This is a genomic window from Chromobacterium sp. Ag138 (genome assembly GCF_055181315.1).
In genome coordinates, this window is record NZ_JBUPWA010000001.1 from 1,414,418 (window position 1) to 1,440,308 (window position 25,891).

At 67.3% G+C, this 25,891-nt stretch carries 28 protein-coding genes and 1 riboswitch; of the genes, 17 read left to right on the forward strand and 11 right to left on the reverse strand.

Features of this window, described 5'->3' with window-relative positions:
• Positions 1-52: 52 nt before the first annotated feature.
• Positions 53-2,065 carry an excinuclease ABC subunit UvrB gene (gene uvrB / locus ACY3GB_RS06250; RefSeq protein WP_463087989.1) on the reverse strand — a complete coding sequence of 671 codons (2,013 nt, stop codon included), beginning with the start codon at positions 2,063-2,065 and terminating at the stop codon, positions 53-55.
• A 293-nt stretch (positions 2,066-2,358) separates the two neighbouring features.
• Between uvrB and ACY3GB_RS06255 the strand changes: the two genes are divergently transcribed.
• On the forward strand, positions 2,359-3,228 hold the full coding sequence (locus ACY3GB_RS06255; protein WP_463087990.1) for a serine hydrolase: 870 nt from the start codon (positions 2,359-2,361) through the stop codon (positions 3,226-3,228).
• Between the two features lie 43 nt (positions 3,229-3,271).
• On the opposite strand, the gene ACY3GB_RS06260 is transcribed toward ACY3GB_RS06255, so the two are convergent.
• Positions 3,272-4,210: a LysR substrate-binding domain-containing protein gene (locus ACY3GB_RS06260; RefSeq protein WP_463087991.1), complete on the reverse strand. Its 939-nt coding sequence runs from the start codon at positions 4,208-4,210 to the stop codon at positions 3,272-3,274.
• 87 nt (positions 4,211-4,297) lie between these two features.
• Between ACY3GB_RS06260 and ACY3GB_RS06265 the strand changes: the two genes are divergently transcribed.
• Positions 4,298-4,795 carry an N-acetyltransferase family protein gene (locus tag ACY3GB_RS06265; RefSeq protein WP_463087992.1) on the forward strand — a complete coding sequence of 166 codons (498 nt, stop codon included), beginning with the start codon at positions 4,298-4,300 and terminating at the stop codon, positions 4,793-4,795.
• Here the strand turns inward: ACY3GB_RS06265 and yidD are convergent, their stop codons facing one another.
• Positions 4,796-5,179: a membrane protein insertion efficiency factor YidD gene (gene yidD / locus ACY3GB_RS06270; RefSeq protein ID WP_463087993.1), complete on the reverse strand. Its 384-nt coding sequence runs from the start codon at positions 5,177-5,179 to the stop codon at positions 4,796-4,798.
• Positions 5,180-5,337: 158 nt separating this feature from the next.
• On the opposite strand from yidD, the gene ACY3GB_RS06275 reads away from it, so the two are divergent.
• The 3 genes from ACY3GB_RS06275 to ACY3GB_RS06285 all read left to right on the forward strand — a co-directional run bounded on the left by ACY3GB_RS06275 (position 5,338) and on the right by ACY3GB_RS06285 (position 7,658).
• Positions 5,338-5,883 (forward strand): kinase inhibitor, encoded by a 546-nt coding sequence (locus ACY3GB_RS06275; RefSeq protein ID WP_463087994.1) that lies wholly within the window; start codon positions 5,338-5,340, stop codon positions 5,881-5,883.
• Between the two features lie 5 nt (positions 5,884-5,888).
• Positions 5,889-6,689: a helix-turn-helix transcriptional regulator gene (locus ACY3GB_RS06280; RefSeq protein ID WP_463087995.1), complete on the forward strand. Its 801-nt coding sequence runs from the start codon at positions 5,889-5,891 to the stop codon at positions 6,687-6,689.
• 441 nt (positions 6,690-7,130) lie between these two features.
• The gene (locus tag ACY3GB_RS06285) at positions 7,131-7,658 is read left to right on the forward strand and encodes a MarR family winged helix-turn-helix transcriptional regulator (protein ID WP_463087996.1); all 528 of its coding nucleotides are present in this window, start codon (positions 7,131-7,133) and stop codon (positions 7,656-7,658) included.
• Here the strand turns inward: ACY3GB_RS06285 and ACY3GB_RS06290 are convergent.
• From ACY3GB_RS06290 to ACY3GB_RS06305, 4 genes are all read right to left on the reverse strand, one after another.
• Positions 7,648-8,607, reverse strand: a complete 960-nt coding sequence (locus ACY3GB_RS06290) for an ABC transporter ATP-binding protein (protein WP_463087997.1) — start codon at positions 8,605-8,607, stop codon at positions 7,648-7,650. The genes ACY3GB_RS06285 and ACY3GB_RS06290 overlap by 11 nt on opposite strands.
• Positions 8,582-10,147 (reverse strand): ABC transporter permease, encoded by a 1,566-nt coding sequence (locus tag ACY3GB_RS06295; RefSeq protein ID WP_463087998.1) that lies wholly within the window; start codon positions 10,145-10,147, stop codon positions 8,582-8,584. Before ACY3GB_RS06295 ends, ACY3GB_RS06290 begins: the two co-directional genes overlap by 26 nt.
• Complete coding sequence (locus ACY3GB_RS06300) at positions 10,144-10,695, reverse strand: GNAT family N-acetyltransferase (RefSeq protein WP_463087999.1); 552 nt, start codon at positions 10,693-10,695, stop codon at positions 10,144-10,146. The genes ACY3GB_RS06295 and ACY3GB_RS06300 overlap by 4 nt, the downstream gene beginning before the upstream one ends.
• A gap of 66 nt (positions 10,696-10,761) precedes the next feature.
• A complete protein-coding gene (locus ACY3GB_RS06305; protein ID WP_463088000.1) occupies positions 10,762-11,778 on the reverse strand; it encodes a thiamine ABC transporter substrate-binding protein in 1,017 nt (338 codons plus the stop codon).
• Between the two features lie 50 nt (positions 11,779-11,828).
• A riboswitch (TPP riboswitch) is annotated at positions 11,829-11,923 on the reverse strand.
• A 124-nt stretch (positions 11,924-12,047) separates the two neighbouring features.
• Here ACY3GB_RS06305 and ACY3GB_RS06310 point away from each other — a divergent pair.
• Complete coding sequence (locus tag ACY3GB_RS06310) at positions 12,048-13,493, forward strand: DUF1800 domain-containing protein (RefSeq protein ID WP_463088001.1); 1,446 nt, start codon at positions 12,048-12,050, stop codon at positions 13,491-13,493.
• Positions 13,494-13,503: 10 nt separating this feature from the next.
• Complete coding sequence (locus tag ACY3GB_RS06315; protein WP_463088002.1) at positions 13,504-14,682, forward strand: DUF1501 domain-containing protein; 1,179 nt, start codon at positions 13,504-13,506, stop codon at positions 14,680-14,682.
• On the opposite strand, the gene ACY3GB_RS06320 is transcribed toward ACY3GB_RS06315, so the two are convergent.
• Positions 14,679-15,404, reverse strand: coding sequence for a substrate-binding periplasmic protein (locus ACY3GB_RS06320; RefSeq protein WP_463088003.1), 726 nt, complete (start codon positions 15,402-15,404; stop codon positions 14,679-14,681). The genes ACY3GB_RS06315 and ACY3GB_RS06320 overlap by 4 nt on opposite strands.
• A 183-nt stretch (positions 15,405-15,587) precedes the next feature.
• Between ACY3GB_RS06320 and ACY3GB_RS06325 the strand changes: the two genes are divergently transcribed.
• Positions 15,588-16,415: a hypothetical protein gene (locus tag ACY3GB_RS06325; protein WP_463088004.1), complete on the forward strand. Its 828-nt coding sequence runs from the start codon at positions 15,588-15,590 to the stop codon at positions 16,413-16,415.
• A 22-nt stretch (positions 16,416-16,437) separates the two neighbouring features.
• Here ACY3GB_RS06325 and ACY3GB_RS06330 read toward each other — a convergent pair whose 3' ends face one another.
• Positions 16,438-16,956, reverse strand: coding sequence for a winged helix DNA-binding protein (locus tag ACY3GB_RS06330; protein WP_463088005.1), 519 nt, complete (start codon positions 16,954-16,956; stop codon positions 16,438-16,440).
• Positions 16,957-17,097: 141 nt separating this feature from the next.
• On the opposite strand from ACY3GB_RS06330, the gene pxpB reads away from it, so the two are divergent.
• From pxpB to pcp, 6 genes are read left to right on the forward strand one after another with little or no spacing between them, the layout of a single operon-like run.
• Positions 17,098-17,760: a 5-oxoprolinase subunit PxpB gene (gene pxpB, locus ACY3GB_RS06335; RefSeq protein WP_463088006.1), complete on the forward strand. Its 663-nt coding sequence runs from the start codon at positions 17,098-17,100 to the stop codon at positions 17,758-17,760.
• Complete coding sequence (locus ACY3GB_RS06340) at positions 17,760-18,686, forward strand: 5-oxoprolinase subunit C family protein (RefSeq protein WP_463088007.1); 927 nt, start codon at positions 17,760-17,762, stop codon at positions 18,684-18,686. Before pxpB ends, ACY3GB_RS06340 begins: the two co-directional genes overlap by 1 nt.
• Positions 18,676-19,413, forward strand: a complete 738-nt coding sequence (gene pxpA, locus ACY3GB_RS06345) for a 5-oxoprolinase subunit PxpA (RefSeq protein ID WP_463088008.1) — start codon at positions 18,676-18,678, stop codon at positions 19,411-19,413. Before ACY3GB_RS06340 ends, pxpA begins: the two co-directional genes overlap by 11 nt.
• 31 nt (positions 19,414-19,444) lie before the next feature.
• Positions 19,445-20,146 carry a DUF969 domain-containing protein gene (locus ACY3GB_RS06350; protein WP_463088009.1) on the forward strand — a complete coding sequence of 234 codons (702 nt, stop codon included), beginning with the start codon at positions 19,445-19,447 and terminating at the stop codon, positions 20,144-20,146.
• The gene (locus ACY3GB_RS06355) at positions 20,146-21,099 is read left to right on the forward strand and encodes a DUF979 domain-containing protein (protein WP_463088010.1); all 954 of its coding nucleotides are present in this window, start codon (positions 20,146-20,148) and stop codon (positions 21,097-21,099) included. Before ACY3GB_RS06350 ends, ACY3GB_RS06355 begins: the two co-directional genes overlap by 1 nt.
• Positions 21,100-21,111: 12 nt before the next feature.
• Positions 21,112-21,744, forward strand: coding sequence for a pyroglutamyl-peptidase I (gene pcp / locus ACY3GB_RS06360; RefSeq protein ID WP_463088011.1), 633 nt, complete (start codon positions 21,112-21,114; stop codon positions 21,742-21,744).
• 52 nt (positions 21,745-21,796) lie between these two features.
• Here the strand turns inward: pcp and phhA are convergent, their stop codons facing one another.
• A complete protein-coding gene (gene phhA, locus ACY3GB_RS06365; RefSeq protein ID WP_463088012.1) occupies positions 21,797-22,690 on the reverse strand; it encodes a phenylalanine 4-monooxygenase in 894 nt (297 codons plus the stop codon).
• A 129-nt stretch (positions 22,691-22,819) separates the two neighbouring features.
• On the opposite strand from phhA, the gene ACY3GB_RS06370 reads away from it, so the two are divergent.
• Positions 22,820-23,299 (forward strand): Lrp/AsnC family transcriptional regulator, encoded by a 480-nt coding sequence (locus ACY3GB_RS06370; RefSeq protein ID WP_043596483.1) that lies wholly within the window; start codon positions 22,820-22,822, stop codon positions 23,297-23,299.
• Positions 23,300-23,495: 196 nt separating this feature from the next.
• Complete coding sequence (locus ACY3GB_RS06375) at positions 23,496-24,044, forward strand: cysteine dioxygenase (RefSeq protein ID WP_463088013.1); 549 nt, start codon at positions 23,496-23,498, stop codon at positions 24,042-24,044.
• 57 nt (positions 24,045-24,101) lie between these two features.
• On the opposite strand, the gene ACY3GB_RS06380 is transcribed toward ACY3GB_RS06375, so the two are convergent.
• On the reverse strand, positions 24,102-25,421 hold the full coding sequence (locus ACY3GB_RS06380) for an OmpP1/FadL family transporter (RefSeq protein WP_463088014.1): 1,320 nt from the start codon (positions 25,419-25,421) through the stop codon (positions 24,102-24,104).
• 246 nt (positions 25,422-25,667) lie between these two features.
• Between ACY3GB_RS06380 and ACY3GB_RS06385 the strand changes: the two genes are divergently transcribed.
• Positions 25,668-25,891 (forward strand): peptidylprolyl isomerase (locus tag ACY3GB_RS06385; RefSeq protein ID WP_463088015.1); only part of this gene is annotated, 224 nt, incomplete at its 3' end.

Consider the following 25,891-nt stretch of genomic DNA (forward strand, 5'->3'; position numbering starts at 1 on the left):
GACGCAAAAAAGCCCCGCGTCGACGATGCGGGGCTGAGCGGACGAAGCCGGGTCACAGCTCGCTGAGCCAGGCCTTTTCCTTCAATTGCTTCAGCTCGTCGCGGATGCGCGCCGCCCGCTCGAACTCCAGATTGCGCGCGGCCTCCAGCATTTCCTTCTCCAGCCGCTTGATCTCCTTGGACAGCGTCTTCTCGTCCATCATCGCCACCTTGGCCTCGTCCACCAGCTTCTTGCGCTCGGCTTCGACGCTGTAGACGCCGTCGATGATGTCCTTGACCTTCTTCTCGACGCCGCGCGGAGTAATGCCGTGCTCGGCGTTGAACGCCATCTGCTTGGCGCGGCGGCGCTCGGTCTCGTCCATCGCCTTCTTCATCGAATCGGTGATGCGGTCGGCGTACAGCAGCGCCTTGCCGTTCAGGTTGCGCGCGGCGCGGCCTATGGTCTGGATCAGGCTGCGCTCGGAACGCAGGAAACCTTCCTTGTCCGCGTCCAGGATCGCCACCAGGCTGACTTCAGGGATATCCAGGCCTTCGCGCAGCAGGTTGATGCCGATCAACACGTCGAACATGCCCAGGCGCAAGTCGCGGATGATCTCCACCCGCTCCACGGTATCGATGTCGCTGTGCAGATAGCGCACCTTGATGCCGTGCTCGGTGTAGTAGTCGGCCAGCTGCTCCGCCATGCGCTTGGTCAGCGTGGTGACCAGCACCCGCTCGCCGCGCTCCATGCGGTCGCGGATTTCGGACAGCAGATCGTCCACCTGGGTCGCCACCGGGCGGATCTCGATCTGCGGGTCCACCAGGCCGGTCGGCCTCACCACCTGCTCCACCACCTGGCCGGCGTGATCCTTCTCGTACACCGCCGGCGTGGCCGAGACGAAAATGGTCTGCGGCATCAGCTGCTCGAACTCGTGGAACTTCAGCGGGCGGTTGTCGGCGGCGGACGGCAGGCGGAAGCCGTATTCCACCAGGTTGGCCTTGCGCGCGGCGTCGCCCTTGTACATCGCGCCCACCTGCGGCACGGTGACGTGGCTCTCGTCGATGAACATCAGCGCGCTCTTCGGCAGGTAATCGATCAGCGTCGGCGGCGGATCGCCGGGGCCGCGGCCGGAGAAGTGGCGCGAGTAGTTTTCGATGCCCTTGCAGAAGCCCATCTCGTACAGCATCTCCAGGTCGAAGCGGGTGCGCTGCTCGATGCGCTGCGCCTCCACCAGCTTGCCCTCTTTCTGATACCACTCGATGCGGTGGCGCAATTCTTCCTTGATCTGCTCGCAGGCGCGCAGCACGGTGTCGCGCGGCGTCACGTAGTGGCTGGACGGAAACACGGTGAAGCGGCCGACGCGCTGTTTCGTCGTGCCGGTCAACGGATCGAACAGCGTCAGCGTTTCAACCTCGTCGTCGAACAGGCTGACGCGCAGCGCGGTGTCGCTGCTTTCCGCCGGGTAGATGTCGATCACGTCGCCGCGCACGCGGAAGGTGCCGCGGCCGAAATCCAGGTCGTTGCGGCTGTACTGCATCGTGGTCAGCCGGCTGATGATGTCGCGCTGCGGCGTGGCCTCGCCTTCCTTCAGGTGCAAGATCATCTGGTGGTAGTCGGACGGGTCGCCGATACCGTAAATCGCCGACACCGTCGCCACGATGATGCAGTCGGGGCGTTCCAGTATCGACTTGGTCGCCGACAGCCGCATCTGCTCGATGTGCTCGTTGATGCTGGAATCTTTCTCGATGAACAGATCGCGGCTGGGAACGTAGGCTTCCGGCTGGTAGTAGTCGTAATAGGAGACGAAATATTCAACCGCGTTGTGCGGGAAGAATTCGCGCATCTCGCTGTACAGCTGCGCCGCCAGCGTCTTGTTGTGCGCCATGATGATGGCCGGCCGTCCCGTCTGGGCGATGACGTTGGCCATGGTGTAGGTCTTGCCGGAGCCGGTGACGCCCAGCAGAGTCTGGTAGGACAGGCCGTCGGACAGGCCTTCCACCAGTTTCTCGATGGCGGACGGCTGGTCGCCGGCCGGCGGGAAAGGCTGGTTCAGTTGAAACGGACTGTCGGGAAAAGTGAGCAGCATGGCGGCCCCGGGGCAATGGCGAAAAGATAGATTTTACGCCCATATCCGCGCGATCTCACCTTCCGTTTCCCTATCCCCGGCAAAGGACCGCCAGGCAAGGAAAAGCCGCCATCGCGCCCGCCCGTGGAAAAGCGCAATTTGCCCTACACGGAGCGGAGACATTGTTTAAAATGCAAACAGGACGCAGCCGGTTCCTGCAACAAATGATGCCAACATCTTGACTGATTTTGCCTGCAGATGCCGTGAAGATGCCGTCCGGTTTCCTCCAAAATAAGCGCACAGTGGAGTGACGCATGATCAAGAAAATCGCAAGCCTGCTGGTATCGGCGGCCCTGGCCATGCCGGTGCTGGCGGCTTCGCCCCAAGGCGTTCTGGTAGCCAGCGAAATGTCCGGCTACACCGCCCCCAGGCTCAATTCCCATTCGGTGCTGATCCTCAACGGCCTGACCGGAGAGGCTCTGTATGAAAAGAACGCCCACCAGCGCATGCCCATCGCGTCGATCAGCAAGCTGATGACGGCGATGGTGCTGCTGGACTCCGGCGTGTCGCTGGACCAGCAGGTCACGGTGTCCGACGCCGAGATCGACCGCCTGAAGCACACCACCTCGCGGCTGGCGGTCGGCACCACCCTCAGCCGGCAGGAGATGCTGCTGCTGGCGCTGATGTCGTCGGAAAACCGCGCCGCCGCCACGCTGGCGCGCACCACCTTCCCCGGCGGCACCGCCATCTTCGTCGAGCGGATGAACCACAAGGCGCAGAGCCTGGGCATGACCGAAACCGTCTTCCACGATCCCACCGGCCTGGATGTGCGCAACACTTCCACCGCCGCCGATCTGGCCAAGATGGTGCAGGCCGCGCAGAAATACCCGTTGATCCGCGAATTCACCACCACCGAGCGGCACCAGATCGTGTCGGTGCGCAACCGCGTGCTGCAATACAAGAACAGCAACGCGCTGGTGCGCGAAGGCGACTGGGACATCGCGGTGCAAAAGACCGGCTACATCCAGGAAGCCGGCCGCTGCATGGTGCTGCAGGCCGTCGTCGGCTCGCAGCCGCTGATCTTCGTGCTGCTGGACGCCGGCGCCAGCTCCGCGCGCGTCAACGACGCCAAGAACATCAAGCTCTGGCTGGAGTCCCATCCCGGCAGCTGGCTGGCGGGCTGATCCGCAAGCGATTCCCGACCGGGCCGGCCATGCCGGCCCTTTTTCATGGCCGCCGCGCGTCCGGCCCGCATGCCGCCAGTTGCCGCCACACCCAGTCGTGCGCGGCCGAGTCCGCGTGCCGGCGATGGCGGTACAGCTTCAAGCGGTACGGCGGTATGGCGAATGGCGCGGGATGCAGCCTCACGCCGGCCGCTTCGGCCAAGCGCAGCGCCGCGCGCCTGGGCAGCGTCATAATCAGTTCGCCGCCGCCGATGATGAACGGCGCCGCCAGCACCGACGGCAGCTGCAGCGCCACCTCGCGCGCCAGCCCCATCTTCTCCAGCACCAGGTCCACCACCCCGCGCGGCTCGTGCCACGGCGTCACCACCGCATGCCGTTCCGCCAGATAAGCCTGCAGGCTCAGATCATTACCAATGCGCGGATAATCGCGGCTGGCGATGGCCACGTACTCATCCTCCGGCCAATCGAATTCTTCGATGTCCGCCGCCGCGGGCCCGCCCTCTTCCGAATAGCCGAGCGCGAAATCGATGCTGCCGGCCAGCAGCGCGTCCAGCGGCACCTTGCGCTCCGCCTGGACCACGCGAAAGCTCAAGCGCGGCGCCAGCGACTGCATCCGGTTCAGAAAACCGGGCAGCACCGCGAAGGCGGTGTAATCGGTGGCGGCCAGCACGAAGCGGCGCTCGCTGCGGGCCGGGTCGAAATCCGCGCCCCGGCTCAAACCGTCGGACAGCAATGCCAATGCCGCCTCCACCACCGGCGCCAGCTGCTCCGCCCTGGGCGTGGGCCGCATTCCGCCGCCCACCCGCACGAACAGCTGGTCGTCCAGGGCAAGGCGCAGGCGCGACAAAGCGTGGCTGCAGGCGGAGGCGCTGATCGCCAGGCTGTCCGCCGCGGCCTGCACCGATCCGGCGCGGAACAAGGCATCCAGCAGCAACAGCAGATTGAGGTCCAGCCCGCGCAGACCGGGATGAATATTATTCATTTTCACCTGAAAACAATGCACTGTTTTCATTCTAACGCTTGCTCTAAGATGTTCGAAACCGACATTCCCATCTCAGCGGAGCGACGCATGCAGATTTCCATCACCCCGGCCAAACCGCAGGACGCGGCCGAGATTCACCGCTTCATCACCGAACTCGCGGTCTACGAGCGCGCCGAACACGAAGTCAAGGCCGGCGTCGCCGACATCGAAGCCACACTGTTCGGCCCCCAAGCCAAGGCCCAGGCGCTGATGTGCCGCGTGGATGGCAAGCTGGCCGGCTTCGCCGTGTATTTCTTCAGCTACTCCACCTGGCTGGGCAAGAACGGACTGTATCTGGAAGATCTGTACGTGACGCCGGAACTGCGCGGCGCCGGCGCCGGCAAGGCGCTGCTGCGGCATCTGGCCAGGCTGGCCTGCGACAACGATTGCGGGCGTTTCGAGTGGAGCGTGCTGGACTGGAACCAGCCGGCGATAGATTTCTATGAGTCGATCGGCGCCGCGCCGCAGGCCGAGTGGATACGCTATCGGCTGGCGGGGGAAGGACTGCGCCGCTTCGCCTACGGCGAGGACGCGGTCGCGGCCTGATCAGCGCGCCCCGCTCGTCTCCCGGCGGCTACGCCGCCAATCCAGCCAGGAATGCGTCAGGCATTCGCCGGACCGGCACGCGGCGTCGCCCAGGCAGCCGTCGCAGCTGTCCAGGCTCAGGCACTCCGGCCCGCACGGCGACTCGCAATAACCGGCCTGCCGCCGCCGCGCCGCCGGCGTTCTGGCCGCAGCCGAACAGCGCAGCAGGCGCTCGCGCGCGATCCAGCCGCCGCGCCGCAAACCGTGGCGGCGGATCGCCCGATAGGCCAGGCCGGAACAGCCGCTCCGGCCGGTCACGCCTCGGTAGGCGCAGCCGTATCCCTTGCGCGGCGACAATTGCCGCTGGTACATCCGGATCAGCCACAGCGCCAATCGTTTCGACATGTTTCCCTCCTTCCTCGCGCCGCGCATCATACCCATTCCCCGCCCGCGCTGCTAAAGTCGTCGCGAGCACGCCCGCGCCGCAGGCGAGCGTTTCGGCGCAGCCGCGCCGCGCGCCGACGCTTAACATGCTCCCACCATCTAGCCACAGGAGAACCGATATGCGCACCACCCTGCTGATCGCCAGCCTGCTCGCCCTGCCGCTGGCCGCCCATGCCGACGCCTTCAAGCTGTCCAGCGACAGCATCGCCGACGGCATGCCGCTGAGCCTGAAACAGGTCTACCGCGGCTTCGGCTGCGAAGGCGGCAACATCTCGCCGCAACTGTCGTGGAGCGGCGCGCCGGACGGCACCAAGAGCTTCGCGGTCACCGCCTACGACCCGGACGCGCCCACCGGCAGCGGCTGGTGGCACTGGACCGTGGCGAACCTGCCGGCCAATGTGCATTCGCTGGCAGAAGGCGCCGGCAGCGAGGGCGGCAAGCTGCCGCCAGGCGCAGTCCAGGGCCGCACCGACTACGGCGAAGCCCGCTTCGGCGGCGCCTGCCCGCCCGAAGGCGACAAGCCCCACCGCTACCAGTTCACCGTCTGGGCGCTGAAGACCGACAAGCTGCCGATCGACGCCAACGCCAGCGGCGCGCTGGTGGGTTTCATGCTCAACGCCAACGCGTTGGGCAAGGCGCAGATCACCGCCACCTACGGCCGCTGAGCCCGATGCACGACATCGCCCACCGCCTGAGCCGGATAGAAGCAGGCGAGATACGCGCCCGCCTGCCGCAGCATATGCGGCGGGTGCCGGTGTTCGCGCCGATGCTGTGCCGCGTCCGCCTCGGCGGCAAACGCATCCGGCTGGGCGAACGGGAGATGTCGGCCGGACCGGCCCAACTGGTGCTGATGCCCGCCGGCTGCGAGCTGGACATCGCCAACCTGCCGGGGCCCGACGGCTACCTGGCCGACGTGGTCAATCTGCCGCCCGGTCTGCTGGACCGTTTCCGCGACCGCCACGGCCCGCTGCTGCTGCGGCAGCGGCCGGGCCTCGAGCTTTGCCCGACGATGGACGGCGCGCTGCAGTCGGCGTGGAGCCTGCTGATCGATAGCCTGCATGGCGGCGCGGCGCCGGAAATCCGCCAGCATCATGCCGAGGGCGTGCTGCTGGCCCTGGCGCTGGCCGGCCAGGCAGGGCCATTGCTGCGAGAGCAATCCGGCAATTTGGCGCAGACGCTGAAACAGCTGCTGATGCTGGACCCGGCCGCGCCGTGGACCGTGGACGCGGCGGCGCGCCGGCTCAATCTGGGCGCGTCCACGCTGCGCCGCCGGCTGGCGGAAGAAGGCGCCGGATTCCAGGCGATCCTGGAAGAGGTGCGGATGGGCCTGGCCCTGCAACAGGTGCAAGGCGGCCAGCGGCCCATCGCCCAGATCGCCGAGGCCAGCGGCTACGCGTCGGCCTCCCGCTTCGCGGCTCGCTTCCGCCAGCGTTACGGACTCACGCCCAGCGCGCTGCGCCGGACGCTTTGAGCACGCAGTCGCCGCTCAGGCCGCTCCCGATCTCAACTCCAGCAGCCGGACAAACAGCTGCTCCAGCTTGCCCGCCGCCACGTTGCGCTGGCTGAAGTAGGTGATGCCCTTCTCTCTCAGTTACGTCGCGGCCCGTTCCAGGCTGGCCACCGTCAGCGCGGCGGGTCCGCCTACAGGCCGAACAACTAGCCATAGAAAGCCTGCAGCGCCGCCGCCTGATGCTTGGGCGCGCTGAAGCCGACATGATGCAGAGCCCGCGCTTCGATAGCCATCTTCGTTCCTTCTCCATGCGAGGCCGGCTCATGCCGGCCTCATGGCAAGCCAAGCATATAATTAGCTAAACTAATAAAATATGCGAGAACGGAGTTCGACGCGCCGCGCCTTTTCAGCTAGCATCATCGCGGCCCATCACCTAGCCACAACCCAGCCAGGCGAATCCTCATGGACGCACGACACCCGCAAGACGCCAGCGCCGCCATGGCGCCCCATCTGCAACTGATGGCGGACACCGCCGACGCCGACACGCCGCAGGACGCCGCCGCCGCCGGCCTGTTGCTGCTGTGGCTGGGCGACGACGTGCTGCTGCGCCTGAACCGGCGCCTGTCGCCGCTGGGCATTTCGGAAAACAAGCTGCACGTATTGCTGCTGTTCCGCCTGTTTGAAGACGGCCGATTGGGCGCGGAGCCGCCGACGCCGTCCAGCATCGCCGACTACTTCGGCATCACCCGCGCCTCGGCCACCGGTTTGCTGGACTGGCTGGAGAAGCGCCGGCTGATCGCCCGCCACCCCCACCCCGCTGACCGCCGCAGCCTGCAGCTGAGCCTGACCCAGGAAGCCCGCGCGCTGCTGGAGCAGGCGCTGCCCGACTTCTGGCGCGCCTGCGCCGGCCTGACCTCGCACCTGGACGCGCAGGAGCGCCAGCAACTGCTGCGCCTGCTGGCCAAGGTCTGGGGACAGGTCAAGAACTGAGCGCGGGGAAGCGCAGCAGGCGCGCTTCGTCGACGCCGACGCCCAGCGTGCCGCCGACGAACAGCGCGTCCCCCAGCCACTCCGCCTCCCGCGCCGACAGCATCAGCGCCAGCGGCCCGGCCTGGGCGTCCACCCTCAGCCGCAGGCCGTCCGCCAGCGGTGTCAGCTCGACAATGCGCGCCGGCGGCTGATCGTCGCCCAGCAGCAGCGCGCGCGGCGGCACCGCCGCATGCTCCAGCACGTTGTCGAAACCGATGAAGCGCGCCAGCCAGGCATTGGCCGGCGCCGCCAGCAATTGCCGCGGCGCGGCGCATTGCAGCAGCCTGCCGTCCTTGAACACCGCTACCCGGTCCGCCAGCGCGAACGCCTCGTCGCGGTCGTGGGTGACGATGATGGCCGGGATGCCGGCCTCGCGCAGCAGCTCGCGGAACTCGCGCTGCAGCAGGCGGCGCAAATCGGCGTCCAGGCTGGAGAACGGCTCGTCCAGCAGCAGCAGCCTGGGACGGGTGACCAGCGCCCGCGCCAGCGCCACCCGCTGCTGCTCGCCGCCGGACAGCGTCCACACCTTGCGCGCGCCGTGCTCGGCCAGGCCCACGCGGGCCAGCATCGCCTGCGCACGTTTAGCCGCGTCGCGCTTGGACACGCCCTGCTCGAGCAAGCCGAACATCACATTGCCCAGCGCGTCCAGATGCGGGAACAGCGCGAAGTCCTGGAACATCAGCGCGAAACCGCGCCGCTCCGGCGGCAGCCGGGCCAGGTCCTCGCCGTCGAAGGCCAGCGCGCCGCCGTCCGGTCGCTCCAGGCCGGCGATCATTTTCAGCAGCGTGCTCTTGCCGCAGCCGGACGGCCCCAGCAGGGCAAGCGTCTCGCCGGCGGACAGATCCAGCGACACGTCGTCGGCCACCACGCGCGCGCCGAAGCGCTTATTCAGGTTTCGCAGCGTCAGCACGGCTGTCCTCCATCGGGCCGGCGCCGCCGGCGGTTTCGATGATCCAGAAAACGATGAGCGCCAGCAGCATCAGCACGCAGGAGAGCTGCATCGCCGCATCGGCGTTGGCGTCGCCGGGGCGGCCCAGCCGCTGGTAGATCAGCGTGGTCAGCGTCAGCCACTCCGGCCGCGACAGGAACAGCGTGACGGCGAACTCGCCGACCGCGGTGGCGGCGGCGAAGGCCAGCCCGCGCCGCATAGCCGGCTGCAACAGCGGCCAGGTGACGCGGCGGAAAGCCCGCCACGGGCCGGCGCCCAGGCCGCGGGCGGCGGCCAGCCAATGCGGCGGCTGGCCGTCCAGCGCCGCCAGCGCCGCCTTGGCCACCAGCGGATAGGCCAGCAGCGCGTAGGCGGCCATCAGCAGGCCCAGCGCCCCGCTCCATTGCGGATACAGCAGCAGCAGGCCGAAGGCCACGCACACCGGCGAGGCGACGAAAGGCAGGAAGATGGAGGCGCGCAGCGCCAGGCTGCGGCCGCAGGCCAGCGCATGCGCCAGTCCCAGCGCGCCAGCGGCCAGCACCGTCATGCCGGTGAAGCGGGCGCTGTTCCACAAGGCCAAACGCGTATCCTCGTCCCACAACGCCGCCCACTCGGCGCCGGCGGAAAGGCCGCGCCACAGCACAGCCAGCAGCGGCAAACCGGTGCACAACAGCAGCGCCGACAATGCGGCGGCCAGCGCCAATCGCTCAGCCGGACGCTCCACCCGCCGCAGCGGCAAGGGCTCCACCTTGGCCGCCATGGCCAGCCGGCGCGCCAAGGCGGCGTAGACGGCGGCGATGCCGCCGCACACCAGCAGCACCAGCAAGGCCAGCGCGCCGGCGTCGGCCAGGTTCAGCTCGTAAGCGACCAGAGTGTAGATCTCCACCTCCAGCGTCGCGTAGCGCTGGCCGCCCAGCACCAGCGCCAGGCCCAGGCCGGAGAAGCAGTACAGGAACACCAGGCATAGGCTGGACAGCAGCCACGGCAGCGCCGCCGGCCACTCCACGCGCCAGAACGCCCGCCAGCGGGTAGCCCCCAGCGTGCGCGCGGCGGCCAACCGGCTGGCCGGCACCTGGGAAAAGCCGTCGCAGCCGGCGCGCACCACCAGCGGCAGATTGAAGAACAGATTGCCGTACAGCAGCAGCCACGGCGTGTCCTGCAGATTGACGCCGAACACGCCGCGCGGCCCGAACAGCGCCAGCACGCCCATCGCCGCCACCAGCGTCGGCATCACGAAGGGCAGCATCAACAACCGCAGCAGCAGCGCCCGCCCGGCAAAGCGGTAGCGGGCCAGCATCCAGGCCAGCGGCACGCCCAAGGCCAGGCACAACAGGCAGCTGGCCGATGCCTGGATCAGCGACCACAACAGCCGCCAACGCAGGTAATCATCGGCCAGCAAGGCGGGATTGAACTGCAGGCCGCCTTCGGCCAGCAGCCGGGTAAGCGGCGCGACGGCCAGCAGAAAGAGAAAGGACAGCGGGAGTCCGGCCAGGATCAGCCGGGGCACGGCGGACTGCTTCAAACAAAAGCTCCAGACAACGGCCAATCAGCCGTCAGCACATCTTCGCAACCGTCGTCATCGCGCACCTGGCCCACCTTGGCGAAGCCAAGCTGGGCGGCCAGCGCCTGCGACGGCAGATTGCCGGGTTCGATCGACAACACCAGCTTCGCCACGCCGCCGCTTTGCGCCGCCCAGCCGGACATCGCCAGCAAGGCCTCGCGGGCGTAGCCCTGGCGGCGGAATGCGGGATAGACCGCGTAGCCGAGCTCGACGTCGCCGTAGCCGTTCAAGTAGGGATGGCCGGGCCGGGTATGGAAATTGATGTGGCCGACCATGGCCAGATCGTCGCGGCGCAGCAGCGCCCGCACCGACCACGGCGCGTAGGCGGGCTCCGCCGCCATGTCGGCCAGCCGCATCTCCATCAGCGCCTTCTCCTCCATCCAGCCGTCGGCCGGGCGGCTGCCCAGCCGCCCGGCGGCGGCGTCGATGTCGCCGCGCAGGCAGGACTGGAGAAAATCCGCGTCCAGATGGCGCAGGATCAGGCGGGGGCTGGCGATGTCATCGATCATGAGTGAGTTTCCAAGTGAACTTGCCCGGATCATAACAGAGGCGAAACCGGGCAAGTCATCGCCGGATCACTGCCCGGACTTCAGCACCACCCGCATCCAGCGGCCGACCCAGGCGCGCTGCTTGGCGGCCAGCGTCGCGCTGTCGGGCGTGTCGTGCGCGGCCGGCTGCTCGGCGTGCTTGTAGACCGGGTCCAGCGGGATGTTGTCCATCGCCGGGTACATCCACATCCGCGTCGGGATATCCTTCTGCACCGCGTCCGAGCGCAGGAAGGCGATGAATTGCTGGGCGAGCTTGGGCTCCTTGCCGCCCTTGACCAGCGCCGCGCCCTCCACCTGGCGGAACACCGAGCCCGGCAGCAGCAGATTGGCGGTCGGCGCGTCGGCCGACTTGTCCTTGCTGTAGAACACCTCGGCCGCCGGGCTGGTAGCGTAGCTGACCACGATGGGACGGCTGCCGCCGTTCTTGGAAAAATCGGTGTAGTAGGCCTCGGTCCAGCCCTTGCTCACCTTCAGGCCGTTGTCGCGCAGCTTGCCCCACAGCGCGAAGGCCTTGTCCTCGCCCAAGGCATGGATGGTGGCCGACAGGAAAGCCAGGCCCGGGCTAGAGGTGGCGGGGTTTTCCACCACCAGCAGGTTCTTGTAAGCCGGCAACGCCAGGTCGTTCAGGGTCTTGGGCAGCGGCAGCTTGTTCTTGGCGAACCAGGCCTTGTCGTAGTTCAGCGTCACATAGCCATAGTCGACGGCGGCGGCGCCCGGCAGGCTCACCTTGCCGCCGCGGGCCAGCTCCGCCGGCAGCGGCGCGAGCGCGCCGGCCTGCTCGGCCTTGCCGATCAGGCTGTTGTCGATGCCGAACACCACGTCGGCGATCGGGCTGCCCTTGGTCAGGATCAGCTTGTTGACCATCTCGCCGGCGTCGCCGGCCTTGATGATGGACACCTTGGCGCCGGTCTGCTTCTCGAACGCGGCGAGCAGCGGCTTGTCGACGCTGAACGAGCTGTGCGCGAGCACGCGCAGTTCGGCCGCCTGGGCCGACAGGCCAGCCAGGCTCAGGGCGACGACGACGAGTTTGGGGAACAGCTTCATGGACAATCTCCGTGCGGTGCGGCCACGGAGCAAGCAGGCAAGGCAGACGAGGTTCCGCTTTATCACGCTCCCTCCGCTGGCATGATCCAGATCAGGTTCTCAGGGTGTCTCTCAGCCCGTTTGCAGGGCACCCCCGGTGACAGGGCGACAGTATAGCCCAGATGCGCAAACAACTTAACACTCTGGCCGGTCCGCTTAATACCGGAGCGAAAAGTGGCAACTATGCTCACAGTCAATCGCTTATGCAAACGGCTTGCCGCGGTGAACCCATGATCAAAAGAATACTGCTCGCTTCCGCCCTGCTCGGCCTGCCGCTATGCGCGCTGGCCGGCATCGGCGCGGACGGCGCCCGCCACCTGCTGGCGCGCACCGGCTTCGGCGCCAACCCGGCGCAGATCGAGGCGTTCGCGCCGCTGAGCCGCGAAGCGGCGGTGGACAAGATACTGGCCGGCGTCCGTACCCAGGCGGCTACGCCGCCGCCGGGCTGGGCCAACGAGCCGTTCGAACGCCCCGGCCAGCCGGGGCTGACCGAGGAGCAGAAGAAGGCGCTGCAGCAGGAGCGCAACCAGCACTCGGCGGAGCTGCGCAACTGGTGGCTGGCCGAGATGCGCAACACGCCATCGCCGCTGACCGAGAAGATGACTTTGTTCTGGCACAACCATTTCGTGTCGGCGCTGGACAAGGTGCGTTCGCCGCAGATGATGTACCAGCAAAACCTGCTGCTGCGCCACTACGCGCTGGGCGATTTCGGCCAGCTCTTGCACGCGGTGGCGCGCGATCCGGCGATGATGCGCTATCTGGATACCGCCAATAACCGCAAGGACCAGCCCAACGAGAACTTCGCCCGCGAGGTGATGGAGCTGTTCACGCTGGGCGAGGGCCACTACAGCGAGCAGGACATCCGCGAGGCGGCGCGCGCTTTCACCGGCTGGGGCCTGGACCGCGACGACCAGTTCATCGTCCGTCCGCGGCTGCGCGACACCGGCGAGAAAGTCATCTTCGGCCAGCGCGGCAATTTCGACGGCGACGACGTGATCGAGCTGTTGCTGCAACAGCCCAACACCGCGGTGTTCATCGCCAACAAACTGTGGCGCAGCTTCGTATCGCCCACGCCCGACGTCGCCACCGTCAACAAGCTGGCCGCCGACTTCCGCCGCGGCCATTACCAGCTGAAGCCCTTGATGCGCGCGCTGCTGCTGACGCCGCAGTTCTGGCGCAGCCAGGGCCAGCTGGTGAAATCGCCGCTGGAGCTGACCGTGGGCACGCTGGTGACTTTCGACCTGAATCCGCCGGACTGGCGCGTGATCGCCGGACTGAACCACCAACTGGGCCAGGACGTGTTCGCGCCGCCCAATGTCAAGGGCTGGCCCGGCGGCGAAGCCTGGATCAACAGCGCCACCCTGCTCACCCGCAAGCAGTTCCTGGACCGCATCGCCCGCGACGCCGCGCCGGCGCGCGACGCCTACGCCCAGGCCGATGGCGGCCTGAACGAGATGGCCGGCCGCGAGGCGCGCATCCGCCGCTTCGCCAGCAATGGACTGAACTCGATGAAGCTGCAACCCGATGAATGGGCCGCCGTCTACGGCGCGCGCACCGCCGCCGACGCCGCGCGGCTGCTGCTGGCCGTGCCGCCGGCCAATCCCTTGCCGCCGAACGCCAGCGGCGCCAAGGCCATCGCCCAACTGCTGCTTGACCCGGCCTACCAGGTGGAATGAGGAGCCCGCCATGTTCAAACGACGCGAATTCCTGAAAGCGGCCGGCGCCGGCCTGATGCTGACCGTGCTGCCCAATCTGTCCTGGGCGCTGGCGCCCGCCGGCTACAAGCGGCTACTGGTGCTGGTGGAGTTGAAGGGCGGCAACGACGGCCTCAACACCGTGGTTCCTTACTGCAGCGCCGACTACTACCGGCTGCGCCCCGGCATCGCCATCGCCCGCGAGCAGGTGCTGCAAATCAACGGCGACATCGGCCTGCATCCGTCGCTGGCGCCGCTGATGCCGTTGTGGCAGGACAAGCAGCTGGCGCTGCTGCAGGGCGTCGGCTACCCCGATCCCAACTTGTCCCACTTCCGCTCGATCGAGATCTGGGATACGGCGTCGGCCAGCCAGCAATACCTGAGCGAGGGCTGGCTGACCCGGCTGTTCCATGAGCAGCCGACGCCGAAGAGCTTCGCCGCCGACGGCGTGGTGCTGTCCAGCCAGACGCTGGGGCCGCTGGACGGCGGCGCGCGCGCGGTGGTGCTGTCCAATCCGCAAGACTTCGCCCGCCAGGCCAAGCTGGTGGCCGACCAGCAGCCCGGCCGCGCCGGCGCGGCGCTGGAGCATATTTTGAAAGTGGAAGGCGACATCCGCCAGGCCGCCGCCAGCCTGGCCCCGCTGCCGCGCACCGCGCCGAGCGAAGCGCCCACCGCCGGCCCCAAACCCAACGGCGGCTTCGGCGTGGCGGTGCGCACGCTCACCGACACCCTTGCCCGCGGCGTGGACATCGCCGTCGCCCGCATCACGCTGACCGGCTTCGACACCCACGGCAACCAGCAGCCGGCGCAGGCCCGGCTGCTGGCCGAACTGGCCGACGGGCTGGCGCAGCTGAAAAGCGAAATGACGCGGCTGGGCCGCTGGGACGACACGCTGGCGCTGACTTACGCCGAATTCGGCCGCCGCCCGCGCGAAAACGGCAACCGCGGCACCGACCATGGCACCGCCAACGTCCATTTCGCGCTGGGGGGCCGCGTCAACGGCGGCCTGTATGGCCAGACGCCGCAGTTGGCCGGCGTCAGCGAGGGCAATCTGCCGCACGCGATAGATTTCCGCCAGGTTTACGCCACGGCGATAGACGGCTGGTGGGGCAAGGACAGCCATAACGTGCTGGGCGGGCGGTTCGCGCCGCTGCCCTTGCTGCGTGGCTAGGGGTCGGGATAGGCGATGTTGAAGCGGCCGCGGTAGAGCCGGTCCACCACCCCGTCGCGCTTCATGTCGCTGAGCGCGCCGGCGAAAGCCCGGCACAGCTCGGGGGACACGCTGCGCTTGCTGAAGACATAAAAAGCGCCCCCTATCGGCCATATCGGCGGCAGGGCCACGATTCCCGGCTGCTGCGGTAAGCGGGCCAGCTCATTCGGCGCCGTGTCCATGGTCGCCAGCAGCAGGTCGATCCGACCCAGCTGCAGCTTGCGCAAACTGCCGGCCAGCGTTTCCCCGGCGTCTATCTTCACCATGCCGGGAGGCGCTTTCAGCCAACGGTCCCAAACTTCGCCGTAACTGTCGCCATGCGTCACGCCCAGCCTGACCATGCCCAGCTTGCCCAGGTCCTGCGGCTGCGAGACCGGCCAATTCGCGGCGCGATCGCTACGCGCCCACAACCGCACCAGCGAGGAGCTGTAGCCCGGCACAAAACAGGCGTACGCCTCCCGCTCCGGCGTTTTCAGCGCCTGCATCGCGACATCCACCGTGCCCAGCCGCAGCTCCTGCAAGGTGCGCGACCAGGGAATCTGGCGATACGCCAGGCGGCAGCCTATGCGCGCAGCCGCCTGGTTCAGCAGCTCCACCGAATAGCCTGCGGGCCGCCCATCCCGCCCCTGGTAATGATACGGCGGCCTCTCCTCCCACCCCACCTGGATCGGCTTGCCGCACATCCCGCCCGCCATCGCCGGCAAAGCCGAACATGCCAGGAAAACGAAATTCCCAACGAACCTCACCGCCACCTCCCGCCTTCGGCAAGCGCGAGCGCGCTCCCCTACAATGTAGGATAGAATCCCCATGCCGATGGCGTCCGGCGGACACTAGCCACCATCACCCAGCGACAGAACCACTGCCACATGACTTCGAACAACACCCAGAACAATGATCCTCACCAGACAACGGAAGAGATTCCGCTGCCTCCGCCGGAAAGCGAAGTCACGCTGGCCAACCTGGCCATCCCGCTGGGCGAGACCATACTGACGCTCAGCGCCGACGGCCGTCCCATCTACGGCATCCTGCAGCGCAGCCGGGCGATGACGGCCCAGTCCGACTACTTCCGCCTGCAGTTCCGCGGCTACGCCCGCTCCGACGGCGCGCACTGGCAGCCGCTGGAAGGCGACGACAGCCGCTTCCACGCCGTCTACAACCTGGCCTGGATCAGGGTGGACCGCCCCAGCAAGAGCGTGACCTTCGGTCCCAAGAGCGGCGTGCAGGCCAGCCCCGGCCTCGCCGGCAGCGGGCTGGACACCTATTTGTTCGCCAGCGTCATCGCCTGGGCCAAAGGCGTCTGCCCCGAATTCGCCATCAGTCCCGGCATGATCACCATGGGCCAGACCCATTCCGAGGAAGAGCGGCTGCACTGCCACGCCTTCTACGCCGGCCAGGGCTTCCAGTTCGAATGGCAGGACCCGGCCCAGCGCACCGCGCTGTACTTCAAGGACAAGGTGAGCAAGCTCTTGGGCGTATGGAACAAGGAAGCGGTCAAGGAGTTCGGCGGCGAGGAGATGCTGAAAACGCTGGCCGGCCAGGACGAGGCGCGCGCCGAGCTGCAGCAGCAGCTGGAGAAGCTGGAAAGCGCGAACGACAGCATGAAGCGCGCGCTGCAGAAGGAAAAAAGCACCTCGCAGATCCTGACCGGGGTGCTGATACTGGCCGCCATCTTCGCGATCTGGGCCGTCATCTAGACTCGCAAGCGACGCGCAACGGTCAGAACGACGCGCCGGCCCTGGCCGCCTGGTCGTAAATGCCGGCCAGGGTGCGCATCAACTGGGCGATGTCGCCGATCAGCGGATTGGCGATGCCGCCGTCGCCCAGCGTCGCCATCAGGCACTGCTCGCGCACCTGGCGATAGCGCTCGCACAGCGCGCGGCCGCTGTCCGTCGTGGAAAACAGCACTTCCTTGCCGCTTTTCTCGCTCTCCACATACCCCATTTTGACCAGCTTCTTCAGCGCGTAGGACACCACGTGGGTATCCTCCATGTTCAGCACGAAACAGATGTCGGCCAGCTTTTTCTGCCGCCCGCGATGGTTGACGTGATGGACCAGCAGCACCTCGGTCGGCGTCATGTCCTTCTCGCCCGCCGCCGCCATGCAGCGCACCATCCAGCGGTGGAAGGCGTTGTTGACCACGGTCAGGCTGAACTCGAACTCGGACAGCTCCGGGCTGCGCTCGGAAACCAGATGCTGCGAGGACACGATCTTAGGCAAATCTTGCGTCGTTGACACCCATTCTCTCCATATTGCGCCACGGGAGGTGGCAGGCCGCGAGGCAGCGATAAATTGACGAGAAATTCTCGACATAGCATCATCGCACCCAGTCAAGCCATTATCATATCCATATTCCCGATTCACGCCATCCCGCACGCGATGCAATCTGATTCCTCTTCCGCGCCGGCCATTCATTGGCTGGGCGCCCAGGCGCTGGTGCTGGAACTGCCGCCGCCGGCCACGCTGGACTGCCAGCGCCGAATCTGGCGGCTGGCCGAGCAGCTGCGAGCCGACGCCGACTTCCGCGAAGTCATCCCCGGCATGAACAACCTGACGCTGGAGCTGCGCCCCGGCGCGAACGCCTCCGCGCTGCCGGCCCGGCTGCGACGGCTGTGGCAACGCGCGGACGGCGCGGAGCACGCCGCCCGGGTGGTGGAAATTCCGGTGCGCTACGGCGGCCGCCACGGTCCGGATCTCGAAAGAGTGGCGCGCCACTGCGGCCTGGCGCCGGACGAGGTCGTCGCCCGCCACTCCGCCGCCCGCTATACGGTGTTCTTCCTGGGCTTTCAGCCCGGCTTCGCCTACCTGGGCGGCCTGGACCCCGCGCTGGCCGCGCCGCGCCGCGCCACGCCCAGGCAAACCGTGCCGGCCGGTTCGGTGGCCATAGGCGGCAGCCAGACCGGCATCTACCCCACCGCCTCGCCCGGCGGCTGGCAAATCATAGGGCGCAGCGACGCCGTGCTGTTCGACCCCGCGCGCCAGCCGCCCTGTCCGCTGCGGCCGGGCGATACGGTGTGTTTCATCCCGCAGGAGGACGCCTGATGCTGGAAGTGATCAAGGCCGGGCCGCAAACCACGGTGCAGGATCTGGGCCGCTTCGGGGCGCGCCATCTGGGCGTGTGCCGCGCCGGCGCGATGGACGCGCTGGCGCTGACCGTCGCCAATCGCCTGGTGGGCAACCCCGCCGGCGCGGCCGCGCTGGAAGTCACGCTGCCCCCGGCAAGCTTCCGGCTGCTGCGCGGCGGCATGCTGGCGCTGACCGGCGCAGACTGCCGGGCCACGCTGGACGGCGAGCCGGTATGGCCGGGCTGGCGCACCCCCTGCCGCGCCGGCCAGACGCTGAGGCTGGAGGCGCCAAGCAGCGGCATGCGCGCCTACTTGGCGATCGACGGCGGCGTGAATGCGCCCCTGCTGATGGAGTCGGCCAGCACCGACCTGATGGCCGGCTTCGGCGGACTCGACGGCCGCGCGCTGCGCGACGGCGACCGGCTGCCGCTGGGCAGGCCGCTGTCGCCGCGCGGCAAGCTTGGCGTCTGGCTGCCGAGGCCGGGCAACCGCATCCGCGTCTGTCCGGGGCCGGAATACGCCTTGTTGCCCAAATCCGCCCGCCAGCGGCTGTGGAGCCACCCCTGGCAGCTGACGCCGCGCAGCAACCGCATGGGCTACCGGCTGGCCGGGCCGGCGCTGCGCTTGAGCGAGGCGGTGGAGATGTTGTCCCACGGCGCGCTGCCGGGCCTGATCCAGTTGCCGCCGGACGGCCAGCCCATCGTGCTGATGGCCGACGCCCAGGCCACCGGCGGCTATCCCCGGCTGGGCATGGTGGCGGCCGCCGACCTGTGGCAGCTCGGCCAGGCGCGGCTGGGCAGCCAGCTGCACTTCATCGAAGCCGGACGCGATGACGCCGAACAGGCCGACCAGGAATTGCAGCGCTATCTGCGGAGAATCGAAAGGGTGTGCGATGAACATTGACCTCAACGCCGATGTCGGCGAAGGCTGCGGCGGCGACGCCGAGCTGCTGGAGCTGGTCAGCTCCGCCAACATCGCCTGCGGCTGGCACGCCGGCGACGCCGACACCATGCGCAAGACCGTCCTGCTCGCCCTGGAAAAGGGGGTAGCCATCGGCGCCCATCCCAGCTTTCCCGACCGGGAGCACTTCGGCCGCCGCGAAATGCGGCTGCCGCTGGAAACGGCGCGGGCCGGCCTGCTGTATCAACTGGGCGCGCTGGACGCCATCGTCCGCGCCGAAGGCGGCGCGCTGCGGCACGTCAAGCCGCACGGCGCGCTGTACAACCAGGCCGCGCGCGACCCCGAGCTGGCCGAGGCGCTGGCCCGCGCGATCCGCGACTACAACCCTGCGCTGCGGGCCGTCGGCCTGGCCGGCGGCTGCTTCATCGACGCCTGCCGCGCCGAAGGGCTGGAAGTATGGCAGGAAGCCTTCGCCGACCGCGGCTACCGCGCCGACGGCAGCCTGGTGCCGCGCGGCTCGCCCGGCGATCTGCTGGCGGACGACGCCGCCATGCTGGCCCAGGCGGAAGACATGGTATTGCGGCAAACCGTCGCCGCGGCGGGTGGGCAGCGCGTTTCCGTTCGCGCCGACACCCTGTGCCTGCACGGCGACGGCGCCCACGCGCTGCGCTTCGCCCGCCTGCTGCGCCGGCGGCTGGAGGCGCTGGGCGTGGACGTGCGGGCCGGCTGAGCCGGCATTATCCAGGCGATAAGGACAAAACATGGACCAGACCGTCAATCTTTGGCCGCTGCTCGGCATCGCCGCCGTCATTCTGGGTTTCCTGCTGCGCGGCAATCCGTTGCTGGTGGTCTGTTGCGCCGGCATCGTCACCGGCGCGGCCGCCGGCCTGGCACCCCTGGCCATCCTGGCCAAGGTGGGCGACGGCTTCATGAAGACCCGCAGCCTGTCGGCCGCCCTGCTGCTGGCCCTGCTGGCGGTCGGCCTGGCGGAGCGCCACGGCTTGCGCGAACGCGCCTACCGCTGGATACAGGGCATCGGCGACGCCACCGCCGGCGGCCTGCTGATCGTCTACCTGCTGGCGCGCCAGCTGTCGGCCGCGCTGGGCCTGTCCGCCCAGGGCGGGCATCCCCAGGTGGTGCGGCCCATCCTGGTGCCGATGGCGGAAGGCGCCTGGGAAAAACTGCACGGCAAGCTGAGCGCCGCGCAGCGCGCCCGCCTGCGCGCGATGTGCGCGGCCACCGACAACATCGGCCTGTTTTTCGGCGAGAATCTGTTCGTCGCCTTCAGCGCCGTGATCCTGATGCACGCCTTCATGCGGGAGAACGGCCACGCGCTGGACCCGCTCTACCTGGCCCTGTGGGGCATTCCCACCGCCATGTTCGCCTTTCTGATCCACGCCGGCCGGCTCGCCTGGCATGAATACAGGCTCAGCCGCGCCCTCAAAACCGAGGAGAAGGAATAATGCTTCAGGCGCAATACCTGTACTGGCTGGTGGGCGGCATCCTGCTGCTGGCCGCCGGCATGACGCTGCGGGACCAGCATCACCCGCGCCGGCTGGGCAGCGCGGCCTTCTGGGGTTTGTTCGGCCTGCTGTTCATCGCCGGCGACTGGCTGCCCGCGGAGCTGGCCGGCGCCATGGTGCTGGCCATGGTGCTGCTGGCCGGGCTGGGACGGCTGGCGCCGGGCCGGCATGCCGCGTTGCCGCCCGAGCGCCTGCAAGACAGCTTGCGGCGGCTGGGCAACCGCATCTTCCTGCCGTCGCTGTTGCTGCCGCTGCTGACCATCGCGTTGAGCCTGCTCGCCCGCTGCCTTCCCTCCACCGGCGCCCCGCTGCTGGACCCCAAGAACGTCACCGTCATGGCGCTGGGCATCGCCTGCCTGGCTTCCACCGCCCTGGCCTGCCGGCTCACCCGGGAAACGCCGCTGCAGGCGGTGCGGGAAACCCGCCGCCTGCTGGACAACGTGGGCTGGGCCTTCCTGCTGCCCCAGGTGCTGGCCTTGCTGGGCCTGCTGTTCGCCGACGCCGGCGTCGGCAAGGCCATCGCCCATCTCTCGGCGCATTACCTGCCGCTGGACATCCGCGGGCTGGCGGTGCTGACCTATGTATTGGGAATGGCCTTGTTCACGGTGATCATGGGCAACGCCTTCGCCGCCTTCCCGGTGATGACCGCCGGCATCGGCCTGCCCTTCCTGGTGGGCGCCCATCACGGCGATCCGGCGGTGATGGCGGCCATCGGCATGTTCTCCGGCTATTGCGGCACGCTGATGACGCCGATGGCGGCCAATTTCAACATCGTGCCGGCGGCATTGCTGGAGTTGCCCGACCGCAACGCGGTGATCAAGGCCCAATTTCCCACCGCGCTGGCCTTGCTGGCGGTGAATGCCGTATTGTTGGACTGGCTGATGTTCCGCTGAGGAAATGACCGCATGAAAACCGTCTTGCTGACCGGCTTCGAGCCTTTCGGCGGCGAAACCATCAATCCGTCCTGGGAGGCGGCGCGCCGCCTGGATGGCGAAACCATCGCCGGCGCGCGCGTGCACGCGCGGCTGCTGCCCTGCGCCTTCGGTTCGGCGCTGGACACGCTCTACCGCGAGCTGGACGCGCTGCGGCCCGACATCGCCATCGCCGTGGGCCAGGCCGGCGGGCGGCCCGACATCGCGGTGGAGCGCGTGGCGATCAATATCGACGACGCCCGTTTTCCCGACAACGCCGGCCGGCAGCCGATAGACCAGCCGGTGGTCGCGGACGGGCCCGCCGCCTACTTTTCCACACTGCCGATCAAGGCCATCGTCGCCGGCCTGCGGAAGCGCGGCCTGCCCGCCACCGTGTCGCAAAGCGCGGGCACCTTCGTCTGCAACCACGTGATGTACGGCCTGCTGCACCGCGGCGGCCCGCGCGGCGGCTTCATCCATCTGCCCTTCCTGCCGGAACAGGCTGCCCGGCATCCCGGCGCGTTCAGTCTCACGCTGGACGACTGCGTGGCGGCGTTGCGGCTGGCGGTGGAGCTGTCCGTGACGCGCGAGCAAGACCTCGCGCTCAGTGGCGGCAGCCTCCACTAGATGTGAAAAGACCCGGCATCGCCGGGTCTACCAGTATTCGCCTGCCCATACTTCAGACGTCGTCGGTCTCCGCCCAGCCCTGGCGGTCGCCGCGGGTGATCACCGCGTCATCCGGCGCGATGTCGCCGGCGCCCCATGGCTGCGCGTCGGCCAGCTGCCGGTACAGCGGGGTGAAATCCGGCGCGGTGGCGTCGAACAGCTGCTTGAAGCTGTCGATGACGAAGTAGGTTTTCTGGAAGGTGTCGATCCGGTAGCGCGTGTTCATGATGCGCATCAGGTCGAAGCCGACGCGGTTGGGGCTGGCGCTCTCCAGGCAGTAGATCGATTCCGACTTGCTGGACAGGATGCCCGCGCCGTAGATGCGCATGCCGGCCGGGGTCTGGATCAGGCCGAACTCCACCGTGTACCAGTACAGCCGCGCCAGCATCGGCAGCGCGCCCAGCGCCTTGGCCTTGACCCCGCCCTTGCCGTAAGCCTCCAGGTAGTCGGCGAACACCGGGTTGATCAGCAAGGGCACGTGGCCGAACAGATCGTGGAACACGTCCGGCTCCTGCAGGTAGTCGAGCTGGTGCGGCTCGCGCAGCCACCAGGTGACCGGGAAGCGGCGGTTGGCCAGATGCTCGAAGAACACGTCGTCCGGGATCAGGCCCGGCACCGCGACGATCCTCCAGCCGGTGGCGGCCATCAGCTTCTCGTTGAGCTTATTGAAGTCAGGCACCCGATCGGCGTCCACTTCCAGGCGCTCCAGGCCTTCCAGGAACTCGTCGCAAGCGCGGCCGGGCAGCAGCTTGCATTGGCGTTGGTACAGCGTGGCCCAGGTGGCGTGATCTTCCGCGCCATAGCGATCCAGCGGCTGCGGCAGGGTGAAGTCGTTGGCGTCGTGGCTCAATCCGACATTTTTGCGGGTGGTGATGTCGGGCACCACAAAGTCGGCGCGGTCGTTCATTGCTGGGCTCCGTAGAATTTGGCGATTTACTCTAGTTTAGCCCGACAGCCATGCGGAAAGACCGCATCATTTGCCGTTTCGCCGTAAATTTTGCATACTTACCGCATTAAACGTCATAAATTGCTTGATATGCGCAAAATTGAATTAGACCGCTTCGACCTGCAGATCCTGCACCTGTTGCAGCAGGACGCCCGCGCCACCCATCAGAAGCTGGCACAGGACATTCCGCTGTCCGCCTCCCAGATCGGCCGCCGCATCCAGCGCATGGAACAGAACGGGGTCATCCAGGGTTATCAGGTGGCGCTCAACCCCGAGCATGTCGGCCTGTCGGTGATGGCCTTCGCCAACGTCAGCCTGGAGCGGCACAACGAGGCCGCGCTGCAGGACTTCGCCCAGTCCATCGACAATCTGCCCGAAGTGCTGGAATGCTACGCGGCGGCCGGCGAGGCCGACTACCTGCTGCGCATCGTGGTGCCGGACCTGCCGTCGCTGTCGTCCTTCGTGATGAACAAGCTGATGCAGCTGTCGCTGGTCCGCAGCGTGAAATCCACCATCGTGCTCAACGCGATCAAGCAAACCATGAAGCTGCCGCTGTCCTCGCTTCCCTGAATCTCGCGAAACGCTCTGACACTTTTGCCCGTCTCCTCCCCATGCCATCGCGGCTATACCGGTTCATGGCGGCAATTCGATTTCCGGCATGACTTATACCAAAACCAATATAAAGGATGCATTCATTATTACCGACAATGGTCGATAACAAGGCATGGCAGCGACCTCGCCGCGCTCAGACACCAAGGAGAAGCCGATGGAAGCCCCTTCCACCCTCCCCTGCTCGACATTCGAAACGCTTCTGCAACGCCTCTCATTTCATGCGGGCTGCCTGAATCTGGAACAGATTCGCCAATTCCACCGCGCGCTGCGCCCGTCCGCCCAAGATCTCGAACCCTTCCGCCGCTTTGATGAGGCGCGCTATTGTCGCAACCGCATCTATCGAGACGAATATTGCGAGCTGCTGCTGCTGTGCTGGCGCCACGGCCAACGCAGCCAGATCCACAACCACAAGGGCAGCCTGTGCGGGGTGCGGGTGATAGAAGGCGTCGCCACCGAAACCGTGTTCGAAACCACGCTCTCCGGCCAGCTGGCCGCGCGCGAAACCCGGGAGCTGGCCGCCGGCAGCCTGGTGATCAACGGCCATCTGGACATCCATCAGGTGGCCAATCTGCAAGCCGACGGCGGGGATCTGGTCACCTTGCATCTATATTCGCCGCCGCTGTCCGGAATGGAGCTGTTCGGCATGGAGCCGCAACAGCGGCGGGTGCAGCTGCTGGACGACTGTCTGGAATATCAGATCTGATCCGGCCAAACAAAAAGGCGCGGCCTAAGCCGCGCCTTTTTCATAATCAGACGGATATCAGAAGCGGTACTGCATCTGCACGCCCAACAGATGGCCGGTGATGGACGAGTACTCGCCCTGCAGATGGCTCTGGGTCTTGAAGGGGCTATCCACCTTGTTATCGATCTTCTTGTCGCCCAGCGCGCGCAGATAGGCGTAACCGACGTCGACGCTGGCCTGCTTGCTGATCTTGTAGCTGGCGCCCAGGCTCAGCCACAGGCGGTTGGCGTCCGGAATCAGCGCGTTGCGGTCCTGCGCGCTCGGCACCGGGGTGGTTTCATAGCCCAGGCCGCTGCGCAATGTCAGCGCGTCGCTGTAGAAGTAATCGCCGCCGATCGAGAACATCCAGCTGTTCTTCCAGTTGTTAGGAATGCGGGTGGTGGTGTCGATCGGGCCGAATTGCGGGCTGCCCTTGACCACCAACTGGTCGAATCGGCTCCAGCGGGTCCAGCGCGCGGTGGCGCCGATGGCGAACTTGTCGTTCAGCTTGCTGTAGCCGCTCAGCAGCAGCGATTCGGGAGCGGTAACCTCGGCGGAGCCGGCATACGTGCCGTTTAAGCGCGACAAGGGCATGCTAGGCGCCAGATCCACGAAACCGGAGTTGGTGTAATCGCCTTCCGCCTTGTGATGGACCTTGGAGCGGTAGGACAGGCCGACGCGGCTATCCTGGTTGAACGAGTACATCACGCCCAGGTTGTAGCCGAAGCCCCAGCTGTCGGCCTTCAATTCGCCGGTGGCGCCGGGCAGGTAGGCGCCCTTCTTCAGATCGGCTTGCGCGTACTGCGCCGACACGCCGGCGCCGAAGCTCCAGCGATCGTCCAGCTTGTAGGCCAGCGACGGGTTGATGTCCACGGTCTTGATGGAGCTGGAGATGCCGTTGTCGCGGCCGCCCCAGTTGTCGCTGTAGCGCGCCCCCAGGCCGAACGGCGTGGTGATGCCGATGCCGGCGTACAGCTGGTCGCTGATCTGATGGGTCAGGTAGGCGTTGGGGATCAGCTCGCCCGGCGCGCGGCCGTTGTCGTTGGCAGAGCGAGAGCCGTTCAAACGCGGATCCGGCGAACCGGTGACCGTATTGCTGCCATTGAACGGCGCGTCGATCTCCGCGTAGGTGAAACCGCCCTGCACGCGGGTGCCGGACAGCAGGGTCATGCCGGCCGGGTTGTAGAACACGGCGGACAAGTCGTCGCCGGCCAGACCGGCGCCGGCGTAGGCGCGGCCCATGCCGAGCGCGCTTTGCTCGGTCAACTGGAAACCGGCTGCCTGCGCGGCGGGCGCGGCGGCGAACAGGGCGGCGATGGAAACGGACAATAAACTCAGGGAGCGGGGTGCGGCTTGCATTGTATTTTGAATTCCTGAAATGAAACGCGCCGGACGGCGCCGGCGCATCATGCAGACAGAATAAAAAGATAGTGCTTGCATCTTTTAGGGGGTGGAGTCTAAGCTCGAAATCCACCCGCCGCAAGAGAAAAACATATCTTTGTTAAGCATTGCGAACCCGCCGCCCCGCAACGGCGCCTGCCTCCGCCGCGGGCGGCTATGCTAGAATCAGCGCCCTGTTCCACAAGCCCGCAAAGCCATTCAACGATGAAGAAACTGATCAGCAGCCTGGCCCTCGCCGCCCTGCCCGCACTCGCCTTCGCCGCCCCGGTGGCGGAGATGGTCACCAACAAGGGCAATATCGAAATCGCGCTGGATTCGGCCAAGGCCCCCAAGTCCGTCGCCAATTTCGTCGCCTACGCCAAGGCCGGCCACTACAACGGCACCGTGTTCCACCGCGTGATTGACGGCTTCATGATCCAGGGCGGCGG